This is a genomic window from Streptomyces sp. NPDC040432 (assembly GCF_055595445.1).
Genome location: NZ_JBVIVP010000024.1, coordinates 68,438 through 90,386, shown reverse-complemented (window position 1 = coordinate 90,386; position 21,949 = coordinate 68,438). Strand labels below are relative to the sequence as shown.

Sequence of the window (21,949 nt, the reverse complement as noted above, 5' to 3'; positions counted from 1 at the left end):
GGCGAAGAAAGCAACGCGGTACCTCTGCCCATCCGGCCCGCCGTCACACCGCACGGCCGGTTCCCCCCGCCCCACGACCACCTGGTTCCGGACGGTCGGCGGGGCCCCGGCCGGCAGCGGGCCCCCGGCCGGCGGGTCAGACGGTCCTGATCGCCGGGTCGGAGACGCCCGGGGCGCCCGTCTCCACGTGGCCGGCGAACCGGCGCAGGAACGTCGCGTCGGCGTCCGAGACGACCGTCACGTCGTACCAGCGGCCCGAGGCGCGCAGGTCCACCGTGTGGGAGACGCTCGCGCCCGCGTTGACCTTGAAGGTCTGGGCGGCGCCGCCGTAGGCGTTGGTCACGGTGAGGTTCACCGCGGTCGTGCCCCCGTTCTTCAGGGTCAGGGCCAGGTTGCCGCTCGTGTCCACGTGGCGGGCCGTCACCTCCGGGCCGGCCTTCTTCGCCGGTCCCTTCCAGGTGCGCAGGAAGCCGTTGGGGCCCCACACCGTGAGGTCGATCCGGTTGCCGGTGGAGGCGCTGGTGCTCCAGGTGTCGGACAGGGTCCTGCCCGCCTCCACCGTGTAGGGCCACGGGCCGTCGGTCCGGTTGCCCGAGGTGCTGTGGAAGTGGGCGCCCAGCGACGGACCGGAGGCGAAGGTCAGCGTGAACTTGCCGGTGGAGACGGTGGCCCCGCCGTCCACGTACGGGCTGTAGCCCAGGGCCCGGGTCGGCTTCCCGCCCGCCTCCTGCCTCGGCAGCGTCCCGGTCGCCGGCGGGGTCGGGTGGTAGGACGGGTGGCGGTCCTTGTCCGGCGGGACGTAGCCGGCCGTGGAGGGCAGCGCGGCGGGCGCGGAATCCGCCCGGGTGAAGTCGAACGCCGAGGTCAGGTCACCGCACACGGCGCGGCGCCACGGCGAGATGTTCGGCTCCCGCACGCCGAACCGCTTCTCCATGAAGCGGATCACCGAGGTGTGGTCGAAGGTCTCGGAGCAGACGTAGCCGCCCTTGCTCCACGGCGAGACCACGATCATCGGGACGCGAGGGCCGAGACCGTAGGGGCCGGCCGCGTAGCCCCCGCCGCCTGCGTACAGGTCGCGTGTGACGTCGGCCGTGGACAGGCCCCACGCCGAGGAGGTGGGCGGGTACGGCGGGACGACGTGGTCGAAGAAGCCGTCGTTCTCGTCGTAGGTGATGAAGAGGGCGGTCTTCGCCCAGACGGCCGGGTTCGCGGTCAGCGCGTCCAGCACCTGCGAGATGTACCAGGCCCCGAAGTTCGTCGGCCAGTTGGAGTGCTCGCTGAACGCCTCGGGTGCGGCGATCCACGAGACCTGCGGCAGGGTGCCGTTCACCACGTCCGCGCGCAGCCGGTCGAAGTAGCCCTCGCCCGCGGCGGCGTTCGTGCCCGTGCGCGCCTTCTCGTAGAGGGGGCTGCCGGGCTGGGCGTTGCGGTACGTGTTGAAGTACAGCAGGGAATTGTCGCCGTAGTTGCCGCGGAAGGCGTCGTTGATCCAGCCCCAGTGGCCCGCCGCGTTCAGGCCGTCGCCGATGTCCTGGTACACCTTCCACGACACCCCGGCCGATTCCAGGCGCTCCGGGTAGGTCTTCCAGCCGTACCCCAGTTCCTGGTTGCCGAGGACCGGGCCGCCGCCCGTGCCGTCGTTGCCGGTGTGCCCCGTCCACAGGTAGTAGCGGTTGGGGTCCGTCGCGCCGATGAACGAGCAGTGGTAGGCGTCGCAGACGGTGAACGCGTCGGCGAGGGCGTAGTGGAACGGAATGTCGTTCCGCGTCATGTACGACATGGTCGTGGCCGTCTTCGCCGGGACCCACTTGTCGTACTTGCCGTTGTTGTAGGCCTGGTGGCCACCGGCCCAGTCGTGGTTCAGGCCCTCCAGGAACTGCATCCCGAGGTCCTCGATCTGCGGGTGGAAGGGCAGGATGTCCTTCGTCCCGTTCGACTGGTGGAAGACCGACTTCCCGTTGTCCTGGAGCACGGGACGCGGGTCCCCGAAGCCGCGGACGCCCTTCATGGACCCGAAGTAGTGGTCGAAGGACCGGTTCTCCTGCATGAGGACGACGACGTGCTCGATGTCCTTGATGGTCCCGGTGCCGCCCTGCGCGGCCGGGATCGCGGCGGCGCGCGCGATGCTCTCGTTCAGCATCGCGACGGCGGCGGTCCCGCCGGCGATTTGGAGGAACCTGCGTCGGTTGAGTTCAGCCATGGGTGACGACCTCTGGAAGTGAGGGGGGGAGTCGAGGGGCGCCCCAAGAACAGCCGTCCCGGGGTACCGGACGGAGATCCCCGTCTGACGTCGGGCCGTACAGCGGGCGAACGGAAAGCCCCGCGAAACGGTTCCCGCACGGCCCCCGCATCTGCTGGAATGACCTTCACACACTGCACGGGGGGCGCAGACGTATGGCGGGGACCGAGCGCGGGCACGCCCTGGCCCGGTCCGGCGCACCCTCCGACCACCCGCCCGCCGCACCGGTGGTGCGATACGGGGCGCACGGAGCGGGACAACAGACACCGGACGTGCGGAAGTTCCGGAGGTCGGACGCGCCGGCCCGGTACGGGAGGGGTGCGCCGCCCCGGGGCGGGTGGGCGTGGACGCCCGACGGGACGACCGCCCGTTCGGAGGGGGACGCATGAACCTCGCCCAGCTCCACTACGCCTCGGGGGTGCCCGGCCCGGAGGGGTCCGGTCCGCGCTTCACCTCCGTCACCCCGGGCGTGCCCGCCGAGGTGCTGCGCGAGGCCGGGCAGCTGATCGGTTACGAGTCGCCCGCCGACGCACCGGCGCATCCGTCGGCGGAGCAACTGGCCGCGCTCCCGGTGGCGCTGAGCCTGAGCATCCTCTCCGACGGGAGCCGGCTGCTGGCCCGCTCTGCGTGCACGGGCACGGGCACGGGCAGCGACATGGGCATGGGCGGCGGAGCGACGGGCGCAGGGCCGGCGGGCCGCGGGGAGGTCGGCCCGCCCTTCCACGCGCACGCCGTGCACCTGCCGGGGGCGGCCGGTTCCGGGGCGGCCCAGGGCGCCCTGCCGATCACGGCCTGGGGCTCCCCCCAGTGGGCCTCTCGGACCCCGCCCGGCGGGCCTCCCCCGCCGCTCGCGGCGGTGCCCGCCCCGGGACGGCACGACGGCCCCGGGCTGGCCGCGTTCGTCGCGGCGCGGGGCGCCCGCCTCGCGGGGTTCTTCGCCGACGTGCGGCGGCTCGGCAAGGACCCCGAGGCCCCGCGGATCGTGCTCGTGGAGCACGACAGCCTGGACGTGGCCCGCTGGGTGATGCTGGCGTGCAGCGTGCTCCCGCACCAGCGGGGGCAGTGGCTCACCTTCACCACCTATACGCGGCGTCCCGACCTGGCCCCGCAGCAACTGATCGGCGTACGCCCCGGCGCGGAGGCCGAACTCGCCGCGCTCGCCGGGCGGGAACACCGCTACCGGATCCTCGACCCCGCACACGAGCCCCACACCCCGGCCGGCTCCGACGCGTCCGCCGGCCCGTGGGCACGGACCGCGGCGCTGGTCTGGCAGGCCGGCCGGCCCCACCTCTTCGCGGAGGTCCGTCGGCTGCCCGGCGACCCCTACGACGCGGGCCCGTTGGCCGCGCTCGCCCTGGCCGCCGGGCTGCCGTTGGACCCGGTGGCCCACGCGGAGGCCGCCGAGTGGACGGCCGAACACCGGGACGCGCTGCCCGGTGCCCGGGCACCGCGCCGCGCGACCGGGCCCGGCCGGACGCCACCGGCACCTCCCGCAGCGCGGCCCGCCGGCCCCCGGCACGCGCGGCCGGCACCGCAGGCGGAGGACGGCGTGCGCGACGACGCGCCGCGCCGGACCGCCGAGCCCGAAAGCGCGGGGGCGGTCCCACCGGGCGCCGGTGCCGGCGACAACGGCCCGCACGGGGTGACGGACCGGCGCACGCGGATGGCCGCCGCCCTCGGGGTGGGCCCCGTCGCGCCGTTGCCGGAGGTGGCGCGCCGGCTGGCCCTCGCGCTGCTGGGCGATCCGGAGCGGGCCTACGGGGAGGACGTACGGGACGGGCTGGCCGAGCTGCCTGCCCTGCGGATCCTCGTGCTGGACCGGCTGGACGCCCTGTCCGCGGGCGATCCCGCCGCCGGTGTCCGACTGTTCGAGCACACCGGGATGCGGCTCGGCGCCGCGGAGGCGGTACCGCACCTGCGGATGTGCGCGCGGGCCGCGGAGCCGGCATGGGCGGGGACGGACCGGTGCGTCGCGCTGGACACCCTCCTCGGGGACTGCGGGGTCTCCCTCTACGCCGAGCCGCTGGTCCTGCGGACCGGGATGCGGCTGGTGTGGGGCGCGGAGCCGCTCCCCGCGGACGAGGCCCGTCTGGTGCTGGCGACGACGGGCGCGCCGGTCCACCGCGATGCCGGTACCTGGGACCTGCTCGCGCTGGCGGCGGTGCGGGCCCCGGCCGGGGACCCGGCGGCGACGGACCTGGCGCGGGAGGTGCTGGGCCACTTCGCGGCGGAGCTCCCCGAGCGGCTGCGTCGGGAACTCCTGCTGGTGGGGACGGCCTCCGGGCCGGAGGCCGACGCCCGGCCCGACGATCGGGACGGCGACGCGGGCGGCGACCGGTACGCGGTGCGCGGGAACACCCGCCGCCCGGACGGCCACCCCGACGATCGCCCGGCCGACCGGACCACGACGGCGATCCGGGCCGGGACCGCCGGGCGGTCGACCCCGGACCCGGCCCCCCGGACGGCCGCGCGGCGCGAGGCCCCGGCGAACAACCGCGACGCCCGCGACGCCCGGGACGCCCGGGACGCCCTGCCGTCGGCACGGCCGGGCGCTGACGGAAGCCGCCCCGTGCGGGAGGTCGGGCGGCCGGACGTCCCCGCGCAGGCCCCCGAACCCCGGGACCCCGACCCCGAGGCGGACGCCCCGGGTGGTGCGGTCGCCGCCACGGCGGCCGCGCTGCTCTCCCCCGACCGGTCGGGCACGGCCGGACTGCGGGCGCTGATCGACAGCGAGGACGCCGAGTTGCTGTCGGCGTACCGGCGTGCGGCGCACGATCCCCGGGTCGGGGCGCTGCTGCGCCGCTCACCGCGCTTCCTCGCGGACTGCTTCGCCGTCTGGTCCTCGCACCCGCAGGCGGGCCCGCTGTGGCAGGAGACCCGGACCGACCTCCTGGAGGGCGTGCTCCGACCCGCCGTGCGGGACCTGTCGCCCGAGCGGCTCCTGGAGGCCGAGGAGGAGCTGGCCGGTCACGGGGCGCGCCGGGCGGAGGAGTTCCGGGCCTGGCGGCGGCCCAAGCCCCTCGCGGGGCTGCGTGAGCGGCTGTCGGGGCTCCTGCGCCGCCGCCCGCCCGCGCCGGACCCCGGTCCCGGTCCGGGTCCGGGGCGTGACACGACGGCCTCCGTTCCCGACCGCCCGGCGGGCGCCGACTGGGCGGGCGTCACCCGCCGCCGCGTCATCCCCCCGCCGCCGGACGAGCCGCCCCGGGGCCACTGAGCCCGGGCGGGGTCCGGCCTTCACGGCCACAACCCGCCCTGTGGCACACGTGGTTGGCCCGTGGACGGCGGAACGGGCGGCCGCACGGCGTGGCTGGTCCTCCGCCGGGCGGCCTGGGTCGGAGGTCGGATGCGGATCGGTGGATGTCGCCATAGTCTCGTCGCATGACGGAAGTTGACTCCCTCCCCGCCGGACCCCGCAGCCCCGAGCAGCGCAAGCGCGAGGCCTTGGATCGGCTCGCGCGGGACGTGGACGTATGGGTCGCCACGGCCGACGCCGGCGGCGAGCCCTGTCTCGTGCCGCTGACCTTCTGGTGGGACGGCGAGGCCGTGTGGCTCGCCACCCGTGACACCAATCCGACCGGACGCAACCTGAGTGCCTCGGGTCGCGTCCGGCTGTCCTTCGGCCATACCCGGGACGTCGTCCTGGTCCACGGCACCTCGCGCACGGTGTCCCAGGAGGAGCTGCCCGACGGGGTGGGCGAGGGGTTCGCCGCCAAGGACGGCTGGGACCCGCGCGACAGCGGGCCCGCGTACTTCTTCTACCGGGTCGTCCCGCAGGTGCTCCAGGCGTGGGGAACCGTGCCCGAGCTGACCGGACGGACCCTGATGCGGGACGGGAAGTGGCTGGTCTAGGACCTCGGGACGGCGGTGGGGCGGGGCTCGCGGACCGGGCCGTGACGGTCGGGGCCGGCGGCCCCGGCGGAGTGCGGGCCTCCTACTCAAGGCGTGCGTACGGGATCTGAGCATCCGTACTCAGGACCCGGCACCGGCGGCTTGTCATCGTGAGGGCATGCCTATTCAGCCGTGTGATCCGCCCCCGCGCGTCGGGATAACCGCCGTCGGCAGCCTGCTGCCCGGCGACGTCCTGACCTCCGACGACCTCCAGCGGGACGTGACCGGGTCCGGCGGCATCGCGTTGCCGCCGGGAGTCCTGTCCCGGGCCACCGGGATCGTGTCCCGGCGCGTCGCCGCCGAGGGGGTGTACGCCTCCACGCTGGCCGTCGGCGCCGCGCGCCGGGCGCTGGAATCCGCCGGGCTCACCCCGCACGACGTGGACCTGCTGGTCTTCGCCTCGGCGTCCCGGGACCTCGTCGAGCCGGCCACCGCGCACATCGTGCAGGCCGAACTCGGCTCCCGCGCACACGCCCTGGACGTCACGAACGCCTGCAACAGCTTCGTCAACGGCATCGACCTCGCCCGGACGATGATCCTCGCCGGGCGCTCGCGCCGGGCACTGGTGGTCACCGGGGAGACCCCGAGCCGGGCCGTGCGCAGGGCGCCCGCGGACTTCGCGGAGTTCCGCGACGGCTTCGCCGGCTACACGTTCGGCGACGCGGGCGCGGCCGTGGTCCTGGAGGGGGTGGAGACCGGCGGGATCCTCGACGTCGACACCGAGACGCATTCGGAGCACTGGGAGGTCGGCGGGATCCCGGGCGGCGGTTCGCGGCACCCGCGCGGGGACGCGTACACGTACTTCCGGGGGGACGGGCACGAGCTGCGCGGGGTGTTCGAGAAGGTCGGAACGGCGGTCGTCGACCGGACGTTGCACCGCACGGGTCTGGACTGGGACGACTTCGCGAAGGTGCTGGTGCACCAGGTGACGGTGCCGTACCTGGAGCGGTTCGCGGAGCTGACGGGGGTCCCCGCGCGGAAGTTGGTGGTGACCGTCCCGGAGCTCGGGAACGTGGCGAGCGCGAGCATCGGCGTGCAGTTGGACCGGGTGTTCGCGGACCTCGCGCCGGGGGAACGGGTGCTGTTCGTCGGTCTCGGCGGTGGCATCAGCATCATGACGATGGTCTGGGAGAAGTCGTGAGGGGCCCCCGCATGTGGGTGGTGGTGCCCGCGCACGAGGAAGAGGCCCGGCTGGCGGACACGCTGCGGGCGCTGGCCGCGCAGCGGGACCGGGACTTCACCCTGCTGGTCGTCGACAACGCCTCGGCGGACGGGACGGGCGACATCGCGCGGGCGTTCGCGGCGGACGCGCCGTTCCCGGTGCAGGTGATCGAGGAGCCGCAGAAGGGCGTCGGGTCGGCCGTGGACACCGGGTTCCGGTACGCGATGGCCCGGGGGGCGACCCTGCTGGCCCGGACGGACGCCGACTGCCTGCCGCGACCCGGCTGGACGGGTGCGGCGCGGGCCGCGCTCCTGGCACGGCCGGGGCTGGTGTGCGGTCGGATCGTGGCGCGGGGCGACGAGCACGGCCCGCTCGGGCGGGCCGTGTTCGCGGGGCTGGTGGCGGTGGCCGCGCTGTTCGGGCGGCTGCGGCCGGAGCACGCCCGCCGCCACGGCTACCGGGCCCCGTACCGGATGCACGCGGGGAACAACATGGCGATCACCGCGGACCTGTACCTGGCGGTCGGTGGGATGCCCCGGCGGCCCTCGCCGACGGACCGGTTGTTCCTGAACGCGGTGCGCCGCCACACCGACCGCATCAGCCACTGCCGGGCGATGGTCGTGGAGAACTCCACGCGCCGGCTGCGGGCTTACGGCCTCGCCGGTACGGCCCGCTGGTACCTCGACCAGGGCAGCGGCGCACACGGAACGGATCCCCGCTGATGCTGGACCGACTCGCGGACTCGCTGAGGTCCCGGCCCGAGCGGCCCGCCGTCCTGACGGCGACCCGTACGGGCGCCACCCGGGTCCGCGTCACCCGGGGTGAACTCGCCGACCTGGCCGACGCGTACGCCGCCGCGCTGCACGCGCGGGGCCTGCGGGCCGGGGACACCGTCGGGGTGGCGGTGCGGCCCGGACCGCGGGCCCTCGCGGTGCTGCTGGCCCTGTGGCGGCTCGGGCTGCGCGGGGCCGTCCTCGACCCGGGGGCCGGGGCGGAGGTGTTGCGGGCCCGGCTCGCGCTGGCCCGGCCGGCGCTGGTGCTGGCCGACGCCGCCGCGCAGGCGGTCGCGGGGTGGGCCGGGCCGCTGGCCCGCCGGTCCGGGCTGGAGCTGCCGGAGCTGTCCGGGCTGGGGCCGGTGGCGACGGTCGGGCCCCGGCTGCCGGGGTGCGCGCCGGCCCTGGGGACGGGGGCCTCCCGGGCGGGGGTGCCGGTCGGCCGGGACGACGACGGCGACGGCGACGCGGTGATCGTGTTCACCTCCGGGACCACGTCCCGACCGCGTGCGGTCGTGCACACCCGGTCCGGTCTCGCGGCCGGGATGGAGACGGTGGCTTCGCTGTTCGACTCCGGGGACGACGGTGCGCCCGTGCTGGGCGGTACGTTCTTCGTCCTCGTGCCCTCCCTGACGCGCGGGGCGCCGGTCGCCCTGCCGGCGCGCCGGCCGCGGGTCCTGGCCCGGCAGTTGGCCCGGCTTCGGCCGCGGGACACCTATCTGACGCCGCCGGGTCTGCGGGACGCCCTGGACGCGGGCGCCCGGTTCACGGGCCGGGTGTGGACGGGTTCGGCTCCGGCGAGCGCCGGGCTGCTGAACCGGGTCCGGGAGGCCGGCGCCGAGCAGGCGTGGGGGGTGTACGCACTGACCGAACTGTTCCCGGCGGCCGCGGTGGAGTCCCGGGAGAAGGCCGCCTTCGAGGGGGTCGGGGACCTGGTCGGCGCCCCGCTGCCCGGGGTGCGGGCGGTACGGGACGCCGGCGGGGAACTGTTGCTGGCCGGGCCCGCGGCCCGGCACCGCTACCTGGGCGAGGAACCCGATCCGTGGGTGCGTACGGGGGACCGGGCGCGGCTTGATCCGGCCGGGCGGATCGTGCTGGAGGGACGGTGCAAGGACATGGTGCTGCGGCGGGCGGAGAACATCTACCCGGGTCTGTACGAGCCGGCGCTGCACGTGCCGGGGGTGGAGCTGGGCGTGCTCGTCGGAATTCCGGCGGGAGACGGGGACGAACGGCTGGTGGCGTTGGTGCAGCCGCGCCGTGGTGTTCCGGAACCGGTCCTGCGGTCGGCGCTGTCGGGGCCGCTGCGGCGGATGGGCTCGGCCCGGCCCGACGCCCTGCTGTTCGCCCGGATCCCGCTGTCGGGTCGCTCCCGCAAGCCGGACCGGGCGGCGGCCTCGGCCCTCGCGGCGGCGCGCCTGGGTGCCTCGGCCCGGCGGGGGCTCTGACGTGCGCGCCGCTCGTCGGGGGCGCGCCGCGCACCCTTCTCCGGTATTGGGACCGGCGTACCGGCCCACCGACACGAAAGAGGTACACGTCCGATGAACGGCGCTGCCACGACCGATCGCCCGACGGCCTCCGATCGGGCGAGGGCCCGCCGCCGTGACCGTCGGGTCTACCTGCGCGGGCATCCGCTGTTGTTCGGGCTGCTGGCCGCGACGCGCGGCCGGGGTGTGCGCCGGCTGGGCGGGACGCTGCTGGTGCACGACGCGGATGCCTACCGGGAGGCGTTGACCCGGCTGCCGTTGGACCGTACGGCGGCGGGGACGACGGGCGGCGCGGCTCGGGCCGCGTTGCGCGGGGACGGAGACGTGCTGTTCGACCAGGAGGGCGGGGTGCACCGGGCCGACCGGCGGGCCCTGGCGGTCCGGCTGGGGGCTGCCGGGGTGGAGGGGCTCCGGCCGGTGTGGCTGCCGCTGCTGGCGCGCGGGTCGGCCCGGCTGGCCGGGGGCGGGGAGGTGGACGTGGTGGCGCTGACGCGGGAGGTGGCGGGGTCGGTGGCGGTCGCCCTGCTGCGGTCGGACGCGGATCCGGTGGTGTTGGCGCGGGCCGCGGCGCGGGCGGCGTCGACTTCGGTGCGCAGCCACCTGCCGGGCCTGCCGAGGCCCGGTGCGGCGGCTGCGGCGGCCGGGGCCGCGGCGCGGCTTCGGGAGCTGGCCGGGGCGGGGGACGCGCTGTCCTCGATGGTGGCGGTGGCCGCGGTGAACACCACCGTGGCGGCGGTGCCGCGGGCGGTGGCCTGGTGCGCGGACGCGGGGCTGTGGGGGCAGGCCGCGGACCCGGGGCTGCGACCGCGGCTGGTGGCGGAGCTGCTACGGGTCACGGCGGCCTCTCCGGTGCTGCCGCGGGTGGCGGCGGCGGCCGGGTCGGTGGGCGGCTGTCCGGTGCGCGGCGGGGACCGGCTGCTGCTGGTGGCCCGGCACGCGGCGGGGGCGCACCGGCGCGACCCGGATGCGCTGGATCCGGCGGGGTCGGAGGTGGCGCGGCTGGTGTTCGGCGTGGGGCCGCACGCGTGTCCCGGGGCGCGGCTGGCCTCCGTCCTGCTGGCCGATGTCCTGGCGGAGCTGGCCGTCCACCGTCCGGTGGTGGTGCGGGCGCGGGTGGACCGGCGGGCGGCGCTGCCGGGCTGGCGGTCGCTGACGGTGCGGGCGGGGGCGTGAGGACGCGGATCGCGGTGACGGGGGCGAGCGGGTTCTGCGGCGGGCAGGTGGCCCGGTCGGCGGCCGCGGCCGGGGCGTCGGTGGTGTGCGTGGGCCGGCGGCCGGGGCCGGTGGGCGAACACCGGTTCTGGGACGCGGCCCGCGGTGAGCCGGATCTGGCGGGGGTCGACTTCGTGGTGCACTGCGCGGCGGCCGTGGGCGATCCGGCGCCCGGCGGGCGGGCCGAGGCGGTGATGCGGGCGGTCAACGAGGAGGGGACGGCGCGGCTGCTGCGGGCCGCCGAGGGGCGGCCGGTGGTGTGGGTGAGCAGCGCCAGCGTGTACGACCCGCGGTGTTCGCGCGAGCGGGTTTCGGAGGAGCATCCGCGGGCGGGTCACCTGAACGCGTACGGCCGTACGAAGGCGGCGGGCGAGGCGCTGGCGCTGGCCGGGGGCGCGGTGGTGCTGCGGCCCCGGGCGGTGTACGGGCCGGGCGACACGCAGTTGCTGCCCCGGCTGCTGTCCCGGGTCCGGGCGGGGACGCTGTTGCTGCCGGGGCCGGACGTGCGGCTGAGCCTGACGGCGGTGGAGAACCTCGCGGACGCCGCCCTGGCGGCCGCGGGCTGGCCGCCGGGCGCGTACAACGTGGCGGACGCGGAGCCGTACGGGCGGGACGCGGCGGTCGGGGCGGTGCTGCGGGCGCACGGAGTGCGGGCCCGGATCCGGCACCTGCCGCTGCCGGTGGCGCTCGCGGCGGCCGGGGCGGCGGAATCGGTGGCGCGGCTGACGGGCTCGGAGCCCTTCCTCAGCCGGTACGCGGTGGACCAGCTCTCCCGTCCGGTGGTGCTGGACGTGAGCAGGGCCCGGTCGCGGGGATGGAACCCGCGCCGGACCCTGGAGGACCACCTCAGTTCCCTGCGGACTCCTTCGGGGTGAGGCGCAGGGAGATGCTGTTGATGCAGTACCGCTGGTCGGTGGGGGTGGGGTAGCCCTCACCGTCGAAGACGTGCCCCAGGTGGGAGCCGCAGGTCGCGCAGCGGACCTCGGTGCGGACCATGCCGTGGGTGGTGTCGGCGATCAGCTCGACGGCCTCGGTGTCCTTGGGGTCGAAGAAGGACGGCCAGCCGCAGTGCGATTCGAACTTCTCCGTGGAACGGAACAGCTCGGACCCGCAGCCGCGGCAGGAGTAGACGCCCTCCGTCTTCGTGTCCGTGTACTCACCGCGGAAGGCCGGCTCGGTGCCCGCCAGGCGCAGCACCTGGTACTCGGACGGGGTCAGCTCCGCCTGCCACTGCTCGTCCGTCTTCTGGACCTCGTACGCCATGACGTTCCCGCTCCCTCAGTTCGACAGGCGGGCGAGGATCTGCGGTCCGAGATCCGTGACGTCGCCGGCGCCCATCGTGAGAACGAGATCACCGGGCTTGGCCATTCCCGCGATGACGTCGGCGACGGCCTCCTTGGCGTGCTCGGCGGTGACGTCGGCGCCCGCCGCGCGGGCCGCGGTGATGATGATCTCGCTGGTGATCCCGGGGATCGGGTCCTCGCGGGCGGGGTAGATGTCGAGGACCACGGAGGCGTCGGCGAGGGCCAGGGCCTGGCCCATCTCCTTGCCGAGCTCCTGGGTGCGGGAGAAGAGGTGGGGCTGGAAGACGACCAGGATGCGGGAGTCCCCGGCGGCGCCGCGGATGGCCTCCAGGTCGGCGGTCATCTCGGTCGGGTGGTGCGCGTACGAGTCGATGACCTGCACGCCTGCCTCCTCGCCCTTGAGCTGGAGGCGGCGCTTGACGCCCGTGTACTTGCCGAGGGCGGAGGCCAGGTTGTGGGCCGGGATGCCGAGCGCGACACCGGCCGCGAGGGCGGCGACGGCATTGTGCGCGTAGTGGCGTCCGGGCACGGACACGGTGAAGGTGAGCATCCGGCCCTGGAGGACGACGGTGACCTCGCTGGTCAGGCCGCGCGGGGTGATCTTGGTGATGCGGACGTCGGCGTCGGCCTCCTCGCCGTACGTGACGACGTGGAGGTCGGGGTTGCCGGCGACCCGGGCGGCGATCTCGGCGGCGCCCGCCTGGCCGTGGGCGACGACGAGGGTGCCGCCGGGCACGATCTTGGCGACGAAGGTCTCGAAGGACTCGTAGATCTCTTCCATCGACGCGTAGTTCGCGTGGTGGTCGAGCTCGGCGTTGAGGATGATCGCGACCTGCGGGGTGTACTTGTGGAAGCTGCGGTCGCTCTCGTCCGCCTCGGCGACGAAGATGTCGCCCTCGCCGTGGTGGGCGTTGGAGCCGGGGGCGTCCAGGTCGCCGCCGATGGCGTACGAGGGGTCCAGGCCCAGCGCCGACAGGGAGACCGCCAGCATCGAGGTGGTGGTGGTCTTGCCGTGCGTACCGGCGACGGCGATGGGACGCAGGCCGTCCATCACGCCGGCGAGGGCGTCCGAGCGGTGCACGACGGGGATGCCGCGTTCGGCGGCCCGGGCGAGCTCGGGGTTGTCGGCGCGGATGGCACTGGAGACGACCACGCAGGTGGCGTCGTCGGCCAGGTGCCCGGCGGCGTGCCCGACGTGGACGGTCGCGCCGTGGGCGCGCAGCGCCTGGGCGGTCTCGGAGTCACGGGAGTCGCTGCCGGCCACCTTCGCGCCGCGCTGCGCGAGGATCTTCGCGATGCCGGACATGCCGGCGCCGCCGATGCCGATGAAGTGGGGCCGTTCCATGGCGGTCGGCAGGCCGGGCTTCATTCAGGTCGCTCCTGGATCGTGTACGGGGTGCAGCGGACTGCGGCGGGCTGTGCGGTGTGACCGCACCAGCCTATTCGTTGTGGGCGAAGAGCTTGAGCACCGGAACCCCGACCTTGTGCCGGGCCCGGGAGGCCCAGTCCCGGTGGAAGAACTCCTCGACGAAGTGCGGGGCGGTCAGGACGATCACCTCGTCGGCGCCGGTCTCGTCCACGACGGCCTTCAGCTTGTCGAGGGGATGGTTCTCGACGATCTGTCCGACGGCCGTGGCCCCCTTCGTGCGCAGGGCGACGAGGGAGTGTTCGAGGGCCGTCTCGGCGGGTCCCCTGGCGTGCTCCCCCTCGGGTACGTCGCCCTCGTGGAGGGCTTCGGGCAGTTCGCCGAGCGCCACGTCGTCGATGGCGCGGAGCAGGCGGTCCTGGTCTCCCCGGGGTTGCATGAGCACGACGAAGGAGACCTGGTCGTCTCCGTGCAGGGTGGTGACGAAGTCCACGTCCACCGTGGTCAGCGGCTGCTCGATCATCAATACGCTCGTGAACACGGACGCCCTCTCCTTCATGGGCCGGGGCCGGTCGGCCGGCCCCTGCGGAAACCATCCTGCCCCGCTGTCCCGCGGGGCCGTGCGCAGTTATGTGTGCCCAGGTATGTGCCCGGCGGAAGCAAAGCGGAACGACAAATTCCGCCTCTTTCTCAGATCCGACGGTAACGGGTGAACAGGAACCCGGCCTCCTCCAGGACCTGGGCCGGGACGAGCCGGTGCGGAACCGTGACGGTGGGCCCGCCCGCGATCCGCTGGGCGGCACCCGCCGTGAGCGTCGGGGAGATCGTCAGGCACAGCTCGTCCAGTACGTCGGCGGCCACGAACTGGCCCAGCAGCCTCGGGCCGCCCTCCGTGAGCTGACGGCGCAGCCCGCGCCCGGCCAGCTCCCGCAACGCCCGGGCGGGGTCCACGGCCGCCCCGTCCCCCGCGACGACCACCTCGGCGCCGGCCTTGCGGGCCTCGGCCACCCGTTCGGCGGGCGCCGCCGAGCCCGTGAGGACCAGGGTCGGCACCAGCGGCGAGGTGAACAGCGGCAGGTCGAAGTCCAGCTCCATGCTCGCGGTGATCACCGCGATGGCGGGCGCCGGCCCCTGGCCCGCGGCCGCGCGGCGGGCCGCGAAGACCTCACGGGCCCGGGCCGGCCGGTACCCCTCCTGGCGAACCGTTTCCGCGCCGACGACCACGACGTCGGCCAGCGCCCGCAGGGTGCCGAAGATCCGCATGTCCGTCTCGCCGGAGATCGGCTGCGAACGGCCCTCGTGCTGGGCCGCCCCGTCCAGGGTCGAGACCATGTTCGCCCGCAACCAGTGCGCGCCCGGGGCCGGCTCGGGATAGGCGTAGGCATCCGCGAGCTCGTCGAGCGACCACGCGCGGTCGACCGCCTCCTGGGACGGGGCTGATGTCTGATCGGTCACAGGGAACAGGCGTCGCATCGGTGCAGTGTGCCACGCCCCGTAGAGTTAAGAGCTGTGTCAACATCTCTCCCCACCCCCGGCTCTGCCCCCGGGCACCCGACGGACGACGCGGGCCCGCAGGCCCTGTGCGCCCGCGAACCGCGCGTGCCCGCCGAACGGCTGGTGGCGGAGATGGTGCCGCCCCCGCGCTTCGACTCGGTGCGTTTCGACACCTACGAGCCCGACCCCGCCCAGCCCAGCCAGACCGAGGCCGTGAGCGTGCTCAGCGGCTTCGCCGCCGGCCTGGGCGGCGCGCACGCGAGCGGCTCCGGCAAGCGCCGCTGGTTCTCCAAGGCCCCCAAGGCGGCCCCCGCCGGACCGCGCGGCGTCTACCTCGACGGCGGTTACGGCGTCGGGAAGACCCACCTCCTCGCCTCCCTGTGGCACGCCACCCCGGCGGAGCCCGCGCTCAAGGCGTTCGGCACCTTCGTGGAGCTGACGAACCTGGTCGGCGCGCTCGGCTTCCAGCAGACCGTGCAGACCCTGGGCGGGCACCGACTGCTGTGCATCGACGAATTCGAGCTGGACGACCCGGGCGACACCGTCCTGGTGTCCTCACTGCTCAGCCGCCTGGTCGAGCAGGGCGTGGCGCTCGCCGCCACCTCCAACACGCTGCCCGGCAAACTCGGCGAGGGCCGGTTCGCGGCGGCCGACTTCCTCCGCGAGATCCAGGGACTGTCCGCGCACTTCCGGCCGCTGCGCATCGACGGCCAGGACTACCGCCACCGCGGCCTGCCCGACGCCCCCGCCCCGTTCTCGGACGAGCAGGTCGCGAAGGCCGCGTACGCGACCCCCGGCGCGAGCCTGGACGACTTCCCCGGCCTCCTCGACCACCTGGCGAAGGTCCACCCGAGCCGGTACGGCGCGCTCACGGACGGCATAGCGGCCGTCTGCCTGACCGACGTGGGCCCGGTCCCCGACCAGTCGACCGCGCTGCGCCTGGTGGTGCTGGCCGACCGGCTGTACGACCGGGAGGTCCCGGTTCTGGCCTCCGGGGTTTCCTTCGACCGGCTGTTCAGTGAAGAAATGCTCAACGGTGGTTATCGGAAGAAGTACTTCCGAGCCATATCGCGGCTCACCGCCCTCGCGCGCGACGCGAAGCCCCTGGTCTCCCAGTAGGTTTGGCACGGTCGGGGCGCTCGCCGCCCGACCGTTTCCACATCTGCGAAGGGACAACCATGGCCACCACGCGTCACGCGCACACCGTCTGGGAAGGCAACCTGCTGGAGGGCAAGGGTGTCGTCACCCTCGACTCCTCGGGCCTCGGCTCGTACGACGTCTCCTGGCCCTCCCGCGCCGAGGCCGCGAACGGCAAGACCAGCCCGGAGGAGCTGATCGCCGCCGCGCACTCCAGCTGCTACTCGATGGCGCTCTCCCACGGCCTCGCGGGCGCGGGCACCCCGCCCACCCGCCTGGAGACCAAGGCCGACGTCACGTTCCAGCCCGGCGAGGGCATCACCGGCATCCACCTCAGCGTGCGCGCCGAGGTCCCCGGCCTGGACGCGGAGGGCTTCGCCGCCGCCGCCGAGGACGCCAAGAAGAACTGCCCCGTCAGCCAGGCCCTGACCGGTACGACGATCACCCTGAGCGCCGAGCTCGTCTGATCACCTCCGTACGCGCCTCCCGTCCGGCCCCGGCGGCCGGACGGGACGCCACGGCGTACGGGGACCCGCAGGGGTGACGGATCCGCGGCCGCGCACGCGCCGCCCGGACCCGCCGCGCACCACGTGGTACCACGGGCCGGTCACATCTCCAGGGAAACAGCGGGGAGTTGCCGATGTCCGTCACCCGACGCGGCCTGCTGGCGGCAGGCGCGGTCAGCTTCACCGGGGCACTGGGCGCCCTCTTCGCCGGCGGCGCCCCCGCCGCCGGCGCGGCCGGCCGGGCCGGTTCCCCCGGCTACGGCCCGCTGCTGCCGGATCCGGACGGGCTGCTCGACCTGCCGGCCGGGTTCTCGTACCGGGTCCTCTCGCGCGCCGGACAGCCGCTGCGCTCCGGTGAGGGCCTGACGCCGGCCAACTGCGACGGCATGGCCGCCTTCGGGTCGGGTACCGGCACGGGCGCCGGTGGTGGCTCCGTCCGGCTGGTCCGCAACCACGAGAACCGCGCCACCGCCGCGCTGCGCGTCCCCGCCGTCGAGGGCCTGACGTACGACCCGGCGGCCCTGGGCGGCTGCACCGTACTGGAACTGGATCCGACCGGCCGGGTCATCGCCGAGCGTGTCGGCCTGGCCGGTACCGCCGTCAACTGCGCGGGGGGCCGGACCCCCTGGAACACCTGGCTGAGCTGCGAGGAGACCGAGGACCGGGCCGGTGACTCCGGATACTCCCGCGACCACGGGTACGTCTTCGAGGTCGACCCCGTCGACCCGCGCCGCCTCGGTGCGGTGCCGCTGACCGCGCTGGGGCGGTTCGCCCACGAGGCCGTCGCCGTCGACCCGTACCGGGGCGTCGTCTACGAGACCGAGGACGCCTTCGTCGAACCCTTCGGCCTGTTCCACCGGTTCCTGCCCGCCCGCCCCCTCGGCGGCCCGGGATCGCTGCGCGCGGGCGGCGTCCTGGAGGCGCTGCGCGTGCCCGGGCTCGACGACCTCTCGCGGGTGGACCGGACCGGGGCCGAGTTCCCGGTGGAGTGGGTCCCCGTACCGGACCCCTCGGCCCGGGTGACGCCCGTCCGGCTCCAGGACTTCGGACCGCGCGGCATCACCCACGCGCAGAAGCTGGAGGGCTGCTACTGGGGCGGCACCGGCGTGTACTTCGTCTCCAGCTACGCCCGCAGCCGGGAGGGCTCCGCCGGCGACCACCAGGGGCAGGTGTGGTTCTACGACCCGCTGCGCCAACGGCTCCGGCTGGACGTCCTGTTCGGCCCGTCGTCCGGAGTGCACCTGCCCGGCGACTCCCCCGACAACATCTGTCTGGCCCCGGACGGCGGCCTGATGGTGTGCGAGGACGGCGGCGGGGAGCAGTACGTCCTCGGTGTGTCCCGCGGCGGGGCGGTCCACCCGGTGGCCCGGAACGCGGACGACGTGGGAACGCCCGGGGACCCGCAGTGGGGGGAGTTCGCGGGCGTCACCTTCTCGCCCGACGGCCGCACCATGTTCGTGAACGCGTACACGCCGGGCACGACGTTCGCGGTGACCGGCCCCTGGCACTGAATCGAACCCCGCACGGGCACGGGCAGGCCCTAGGTCCGACCCTGCGCACCCGACCGCGCTCCCCGCCCCGCGCCCCCGGACCCCGCCGTGTCGCGAACCTGTTCGACCTCCTGGAAGATCGGACGGAGTCGATCGAAGGGGGTGGGTGACCGTGGCCAAGAAGGACAAGGGAGTCCGCGGGGGCGAGCAGGGCGGGGCGGCCCGGGCGACCGAGGGGTCGACGGCGGCCAAGGGTGGACGGGCGTCGAAGGGCGGGGCTCGCGGTGGGGGCGGCGGCGCCCTCGACGGGCCGGCGCTCGGGCCGGTGCTGCGTGTGCCGGTCGGCGAGCGGGTGGACCTGGCCGCCCTGGATCCGGCGGGGACGCCCGCGGGTCCCGCGGACAAGGCGTCCGGGTTGGCGGCCACGTCCCGGATGGCCGAACGGCTCGCCTCCCTCCAGGACCGGCTGTACGCGGCGAGCACGGCGGGCGACCGCCGCCGGGTCCTGCTGGTGCTCCAGGGCATGGACACCAGCGGCAAGGGCGGCACGGTCAAGCACGTGATCGGCCTGTTCAACCCGTCCGGCTGCCGGATCAGGTCCTTCAAGGCGCCCACGCCCGAGGAGCTGGACCACCCGTTCCTGTGGCGCGTCACGAACGCCCTCCCACTGCCGGGCGAGATCGGCATCTTCGACCGTTCGCACTACGAGGACGTCCTCGTCGCCCGGGTGCGCGAGCTGGTGTCGCGCAGCGAGCTGAAGCGCCGTTACGCCGAGATCAACCGGTTCGAGAAGGACCTCGCCGAGGACGGGGTGACCGTCGTCAAGGTCTTCCTGCACCTCGGTTACGAGGAGCAGCGTCGGCGTCTGCTGGCGCGGCTGGACGATCCGGACAAGCACTGGAAGTTCAGTCCGGACGACATCGAGGCGCGGGCCGCGTGGCCCGCCTACCAACGGGCGTACGAGCTGGCGCTGGAGCGGTGCTCGACGCCGGCGGCGCCCTGGTACGTCGTGCCCGCGGACCGGAAGTGGTACCGGAACTGGGCGGTCGGTCGGCTCCTGCTGGAGCACCTGGAGGAGCTGGCTCCGGCGTACCCGCCGGGTGACTTCGACGTGGAGGAGTGCCGCACCCGTCTGATTGCCACATAGTCATATATTTTGCCTACGTGACCACTTCTGTGCGCAAAGCGGCCGTCGTGGCCGTCATCGGTGCTGCCCTGGGTGCCGCCCTCACGGGATGCGCGGGCGGCGCCGCTCCGTCCCGGGGCGACGGCCAGGCCCGCATGGGGAGCCCCGCGGCCTCGGCCCCGGGCACCCCGCAGTCCGTCTCCCCCGCCCCGTCCGGGGCGTCCCCGCAGGCCGGCCCGCCCGGCAGGGCCCCGACCATGGCCCCCGGCCCGAACGGACTGACCCCGGTCTTCGAGCGGGCGCGGCAGCGCACCGACAAGACCGTCGCCCTGACGTTCGACGCCGACATGACCGCCGACCAGGGACCGCGCGCCGCCTCGGGGGAACGTTTCGACAACCCCGAGCTGATCTCCACCCTGCGCCGGCTCCAGGTCCCCTCGACGGTCTTCATGACCGGCCGCTGGGCCGAGGAGTACCCGGACCAGGCCAAGTCCATCGGCACCGATCCGAACTTCGAGATCGCGAACCACTCGTACAGCCACCACGCCTTCAAGGCGCCCTGCTACGGACTCCCCACCCTCGACGGCGCGGAGGCGCGGGCCGACGTGGACCGGGCCTTCGCCGCGTTCCGGACGGCCGGCGCGGTCAACACCGTGCCGTACTTCCGCTTCCCCGGCGGCTGCTACGACGACGGGGCGCTGCGCTCCCTCCGCGAGGCCAAGGTCACCGCCGTGCAGTGGGACGTGGTGAGCGGGGACGCCTTCGCGCAGGACCCCGACGCGGTGGCCGAGCAGGTGCTCGCCGGGGTGAAGCCCGGCTCGGTGGTCGTCATGCACTGCACGCGCAGCGCGGCCCCGGTCACCGAGGAGGCCATCCGGAAGATCGTCCCGGAGCTCCGCGCGCGCGGTTACCGCTTCGTGAAGGTGTCCGACCTGATCGGGAAGTAGTTCGGGCGGCGCGCCGCCCGGTCAGCCGGAGCAGGCGGTGCGCTGCGCCTCCTGCCACTCGCAGACCGGGCACAGCACGATGCCCGGGGTCGCGACCCCGTACTCGGTGGGCCTGCCGCACTCCAGGCAGTCGGCGTACGGCGGCCCGGGCATCCGCCCCGCGGGCGCGGCCGGGGCGGGGCAGTACGCGGCGTTCTCCTGCGATCGGTCCATGCCCACGAGCGTACCCACCCCGGCCGCGGCGGGCCGGGGCCCGTTCAGTGCTGCGCGGCCGCCTCGGTGACCTCGCTGGGGCGGACGATGACGAAGCCCTCGCCGCTCAGCTTCAGCTGGACGGCCTCCCCCGAGCCGCCTCGGATCATGGAGCCGACGGACTGGGAGCGGTGCAGGCCGGTCTCCAGTCGGGCGCTCCAGCCGACGACCGCGTCGGTGTCGACGAAGACCGGTTCCTGCGGGGTGACGGGAATGATGATCGGGCTGCCGTCACACACGACGGCGAGCTTGCCGGTGCCGGTGAAGAGGCTGTTGAAGAGGCCGCCGCCGGTCATGCCGGCGCCCTTGACCATCTTGATCTCGTAGGAGAGCGTCGGGTCGAAGCACAGGACGTTGCGGCCGTTGACGGTCAGCGCGTCACCGGGTTCGAAGTCGACGATGAAGCAGTTGCCGCCCTGGTGCGCGAACCAGGCCTCGCCCTGGCCGCGTACGGACATCAGCGCGAGCCCCTCGCCGGTGACGGCGCGCTTGAGCATGCCGCCTATGCCCTGGCCCTTCCGCTCGAACTGCAGGTTCCCCCGGAAGGCGATCATCGCGCCCTGCCGGGCGAGCACCTCCCCGTTGACGGTGTACTTGACGGACTTGGCGTTCTGCAGGGTCATGCCGGGCGCGGCAGCCGGCTGGGCCAGGTTCTCGGACGCGAAAAGGTCGCTCTTCATGGATGCGATCCTCGCGCGGGCGGGGTACCCGGAGCATCCTCCTCAGGTCGGAGGCCGGCATCCTTGGCGGGATGAGCAGCCGGCACACGAACGAGACCACAGACGTACCCGCGGACGGTGACGCACCGGTATCCGCGGGCGTCCCCGCCGACGTACCCGCGGTCGGGGCGGGCAGCCCCTTCCGCCTGGAGCACGTACTGCGCGACGAGGCACCCCAGTTCGTCCTGCCGCTGGTCGTCCGGATCGAGAAGACCGAGCCGCCCGCCCGGACGGACGCGCTGGAGACCGCGGCCCGCGCGGTGCTGGTCCTGCTGGCCGACGAGAGGGCGCACGGCGAGGGCGAGTGGGCCGAGGCCGTCCGCGACTGGCAGGACGCCCGGATCCGCAAGGTGGTCCGGCGGGCGCGCGGCGCGGAGTGGCGCAAGGCGGAGACCCTGCCGGGCATCACCGTGAGCGGCGAGGCCTCCCTGGTCCGGGTCTTCCCGCCGGTGCCGTTGGACGGCTGGCCCAAGGAACTGGCGAAGCTCCAGGTCTCGGGCACGGATCTGGACGACCCCGGTCCCGTTCCGCCGGCCGCCGCCGACCTCCCGGTGCTGTGGCTGAACCCGGACCTCGACATGTCGGCCGGCAAGGCGATGGCGCAGGTCGGGCACGCGGCTCAATTGGCCTGGTGGGAACTCACCGCGGCAGAGCGGACCGCGTGGCGGGACTCCGCTTTCCGGCTGGCGGTGCGCACTGCCCCGCGCGAGCGGTGGGCCGGGCTCGGCGGGAGCGGGTTGCCGGTGGTCCGGGACGCCGGTTTCACGGAGATCGCCCCGGGGTCCTGCACGGTCGTCGCGGACCATCCGGCCCTGCGGGCACGGCTCTGAGGCTCCGGCGGGAACCTCAA

Annotated in this window: 20 protein-coding genes; 13 read left to right on the top strand and 7 right to left on the bottom strand. The window is 74.8% G+C overall.

Translation table 11 applies throughout. The features are described 5' to 3' along the window. Positions 1 to 136: 136 nt before the first annotated feature. Positions 137 to 2,200: a phosphocholine-specific phospholipase C gene (locus tag ACZ58N_RS32550; protein WP_471167277.1), complete on the bottom strand. Its 2,064-nt coding sequence runs from the start codon at positions 2,198 to 2,200 to the stop codon at positions 137 to 139. 424 nt (positions 2,201 to 2,624) lie between these two features. Here ACZ58N_RS32550 and ACZ58N_RS32545 point away from each other — a divergent pair, with 424 nt between their 5' ends. From ACZ58N_RS32545 to ACZ58N_RS32515, 7 genes are all read left to right on the top strand, one after another. Continuing rightward, complete coding sequence (locus ACZ58N_RS32545) at positions 2,625 to 5,453, top strand: GTPase-associated protein 1-related protein (RefSeq protein WP_471167275.1); 2,829 nt, start codon at positions 2,625 to 2,627, stop codon at positions 5,451 to 5,453. 164 nt (positions 5,454 to 5,617) lie between these two features. Then, complete coding sequence (locus tag ACZ58N_RS32540; RefSeq protein ID WP_471167273.1) at positions 5,618 to 6,088, top strand: pyridoxamine 5'-phosphate oxidase family protein; 471 nt, start codon at positions 5,618 to 5,620, stop codon at positions 6,086 to 6,088. 157 nt (positions 6,089 to 6,245) lie between these two features. Next, the gene (locus tag ACZ58N_RS32535; RefSeq protein WP_471167271.1) at positions 6,246 to 7,268 is read left to right on the top strand and encodes a 3-oxoacyl-ACP synthase III family protein; all 1,023 of its coding nucleotides are present in this window, start codon (positions 6,246 to 6,248) and stop codon (positions 7,266 to 7,268) included. After that, positions 7,265 to 8,011: a glycosyltransferase gene (locus ACZ58N_RS32530; protein WP_471167267.1), complete on the top strand. Its 747-nt coding sequence runs from the start codon at positions 7,265 to 7,267 to the stop codon at positions 8,009 to 8,011. Before ACZ58N_RS32535 ends, ACZ58N_RS32530 begins: the two co-directional genes overlap by 4 nt. Next, entirely contained in the window at positions 8,011 to 9,507 is a 1,497-nt protein-coding gene (locus ACZ58N_RS32525; RefSeq protein WP_471167264.1) for an AMP-binding protein, read from the top strand. The genes ACZ58N_RS32530 and ACZ58N_RS32525 overlap by 1 nt, the downstream gene beginning before the upstream one ends. A 93-nt stretch (positions 9,508 to 9,600) precedes the next feature. Continuing rightward, positions 9,601 to 10,719, top strand: a complete 1,119-nt coding sequence (locus ACZ58N_RS32520) for a cytochrome P450 (protein ID WP_471167262.1) — start codon at positions 9,601 to 9,603, stop codon at positions 10,717 to 10,719. Next, positions 10,716 to 11,633, top strand: a complete 918-nt coding sequence (locus ACZ58N_RS32515) for an NAD-dependent epimerase/dehydratase family protein (protein ID WP_471167261.1) — start codon at positions 10,716 to 10,718, stop codon at positions 11,631 to 11,633. The genes ACZ58N_RS32520 and ACZ58N_RS32515 overlap by 4 nt, the downstream gene beginning before the upstream one ends. Here ACZ58N_RS32515 and msrB read toward each other — a convergent pair. The 4 genes from msrB to ACZ58N_RS32495 all read right to left on the bottom strand — a co-directional run bounded on the left by msrB (position 11,605) and on the right by ACZ58N_RS32495 (position 14,901). Further along, complete coding sequence (gene msrB, locus ACZ58N_RS32510) at positions 11,605 to 12,021, bottom strand: peptide-methionine (R)-S-oxide reductase MsrB (protein ID WP_471167258.1); 417 nt, start codon at positions 12,019 to 12,021, stop codon at positions 11,605 to 11,607. The genes ACZ58N_RS32515 and msrB overlap by 29 nt on opposite strands. 15 nt (positions 12,022 to 12,036) lie before the next feature. Then, positions 12,037 to 13,431: a UDP-N-acetylmuramate--L-alanine ligase gene (gene murC, locus ACZ58N_RS32505; RefSeq protein WP_471167256.1), complete on the bottom strand. Its 1,395-nt coding sequence runs from the start codon at positions 13,429 to 13,431 to the stop codon at positions 12,037 to 12,039. Positions 13,432 to 13,501: 70 nt separating this feature from the next. Next, positions 13,502 to 13,969 (bottom strand): indole-3-glycerol phosphate synthase, encoded by a 468-nt coding sequence (locus ACZ58N_RS32500; protein ID WP_471167254.1) that lies wholly within the window; start codon positions 13,967 to 13,969, stop codon positions 13,502 to 13,504. A 149-nt stretch (positions 13,970 to 14,118) separates the two neighbouring features. After that, positions 14,119 to 14,901 carry a pyrimidine reductase family protein gene (locus tag ACZ58N_RS32495; protein ID WP_471167252.1) on the bottom strand — a complete coding sequence of 261 codons (783 nt, stop codon included), beginning with the start codon at positions 14,899 to 14,901 and terminating at the stop codon, positions 14,119 to 14,121. Between the two features lie 36 nt (positions 14,902 to 14,937). Here ACZ58N_RS32495 and zapE point away from each other — a divergent pair, with 36 nt between their 5' ends. The 5 genes from zapE to ACZ58N_RS32470 all read left to right on the top strand — a co-directional run bounded on the left by zapE (position 14,938) and on the right by ACZ58N_RS32470 (position 20,128). Continuing rightward, positions 14,938 to 16,041 (top strand): cell division protein ZapE, encoded by a 1,104-nt coding sequence (gene zapE, locus ACZ58N_RS32490; RefSeq protein WP_471167250.1) that lies wholly within the window; start codon positions 14,938 to 14,940, stop codon positions 16,039 to 16,041. 59 nt (positions 16,042 to 16,100) lie between these two features. Then, positions 16,101 to 16,526: an OsmC family protein gene (locus ACZ58N_RS32485; RefSeq protein WP_281210716.1), complete on the top strand. Its 426-nt coding sequence runs from the start codon at positions 16,101 to 16,103 to the stop codon at positions 16,524 to 16,526. A gap of 173 nt (positions 16,527 to 16,699) precedes the next feature. Beyond that, the gene (locus ACZ58N_RS32480; protein WP_471167247.1) at positions 16,700 to 18,076 is read left to right on the top strand and encodes an alkaline phosphatase PhoX; all 1,377 of its coding nucleotides are present in this window, start codon (positions 16,700 to 16,702) and stop codon (positions 18,074 to 18,076) included. Positions 18,077 to 18,227: 151 nt separating this feature from the next. Next, a complete protein-coding gene (locus tag ACZ58N_RS32475; RefSeq protein ID WP_471167244.1) occupies positions 18,228 to 19,202 on the top strand; it encodes a PPK2 family polyphosphate kinase in 975 nt (324 codons plus the stop codon). A 17-nt stretch (positions 19,203 to 19,219) separates the two neighbouring features. Further along, positions 19,220 to 20,128, top strand: a complete 909-nt coding sequence (locus ACZ58N_RS32470) for a polysaccharide deacetylase family protein (RefSeq protein WP_471167241.1) — start codon at positions 19,220 to 19,222, stop codon at positions 20,126 to 20,128. A 21-nt stretch (positions 20,129 to 20,149) separates the two neighbouring features. On the opposite strand, the gene ACZ58N_RS32465 is transcribed toward ACZ58N_RS32470, so the two are convergent. Both ACZ58N_RS32465 and ACZ58N_RS32460 read right to left on the bottom strand, forming a co-directional pair. Next, on the bottom strand, positions 20,150 to 20,341 hold the full coding sequence (locus ACZ58N_RS32465) for a hypothetical protein (RefSeq protein ID WP_471167238.1): 192 nt from the start codon (positions 20,339 to 20,341) through the stop codon (positions 20,150 to 20,152). Between the two features lie 44 nt (positions 20,342 to 20,385). Further along, positions 20,386 to 21,060, bottom strand: a complete 675-nt coding sequence (locus ACZ58N_RS32460) for an AIM24 family protein (RefSeq protein ID WP_471167235.1) — start codon at positions 21,058 to 21,060, stop codon at positions 20,386 to 20,388. Positions 21,061 to 21,131: 71 nt separating this feature from the next. On the opposite strand from ACZ58N_RS32460, the gene ACZ58N_RS32455 reads away from it, so the two are divergent. After that, positions 21,132 to 21,929, top strand: coding sequence for a peptidyl-tRNA hydrolase (locus tag ACZ58N_RS32455; protein ID WP_471167232.1), 798 nt, complete (start codon positions 21,132 to 21,134; stop codon positions 21,927 to 21,929). Positions 21,930 to 21,949: the final 20 nt, after the last annotated feature.

Bases quoted from the DNA above. Each gene is read 5' to 3' on its own strand.
- ACZ58N_RS32550 (WP_471167277.1), bottom strand. From the start codon at position 2,200: ATGGCTGAACTCAACCGACGCAGGTTCCTCCAAATCGCCGGCGGGACC.
- ACZ58N_RS32545 (WP_471167275.1), top strand. From the start codon at position 2,625: ATGAACCTCGCCCAGCTCCACTACGCCTCGGGGGTGCCCGGCCCGGAG.
- ACZ58N_RS32540 (WP_471167273.1), top strand. From the start codon at position 5,618: ATGACGGAAGTTGACTCCCTCCCCGCCGGACCCCGCAGCCCCGAGCAG.
- ACZ58N_RS32535 (WP_471167271.1), top strand. From the start codon at position 6,246: ATGCCTATTCAGCCGTGTGATCCGCCCCCGCGCGTCGGGATAACCGCC.
- ACZ58N_RS32525 (WP_471167264.1), top strand. From the start codon at position 8,011: ATGCTGGACCGACTCGCGGACTCGCTGAGGTCCCGGCCCGAGCGGCCC.
- ACZ58N_RS32520 (WP_471167262.1), top strand. From the start codon at position 9,601: ATGAACGGCGCTGCCACGACCGATCGCCCGACGGCCTCCGATCGGGCG.
- msrB (WP_471167258.1), bottom strand. From the start codon at position 12,021: ATGGCGTACGAGGTCCAGAAGACGGACGAGCAGTGGCAGGCGGAGCTG.
- murC (WP_471167256.1), bottom strand. From the start codon at position 13,431: ATGAAGCCCGGCCTGCCGACCGCCATGGAACGGCCCCACTTCATCGGC.
- ACZ58N_RS32495 (WP_471167252.1), bottom strand. From the start codon at position 14,901: ATGCGACGCCTGTTCCCTGTGACCGATCAGACATCAGCCCCGTCCCAG.
- ACZ58N_RS32485 (WP_281210716.1), top strand. From the start codon at position 16,101: ATGGCCACCACGCGTCACGCGCACACCGTCTGGGAAGGCAACCTGCTG.
- ACZ58N_RS32480 (WP_471167247.1), top strand. From the start codon at position 16,700: ATGTCCGTCACCCGACGCGGCCTGCTGGCGGCAGGCGCGGTCAGCTTC.
- ACZ58N_RS32465 (WP_471167238.1), bottom strand. From the start codon at position 20,341: ATGGACCGATCGCAGGAGAACGCCGCGTACTGCCCCGCCCCGGCCGCG.
- ACZ58N_RS32460 (WP_471167235.1), bottom strand. From the start codon at position 21,060: ATGAAGAGCGACCTTTTCGCGTCCGAGAACCTGGCCCAGCCGGCTGCC.
- ACZ58N_RS32455 (WP_471167232.1), top strand. From the start codon at position 21,132: ATGAGCAGCCGGCACACGAACGAGACCACAGACGTACCCGCGGACGGT.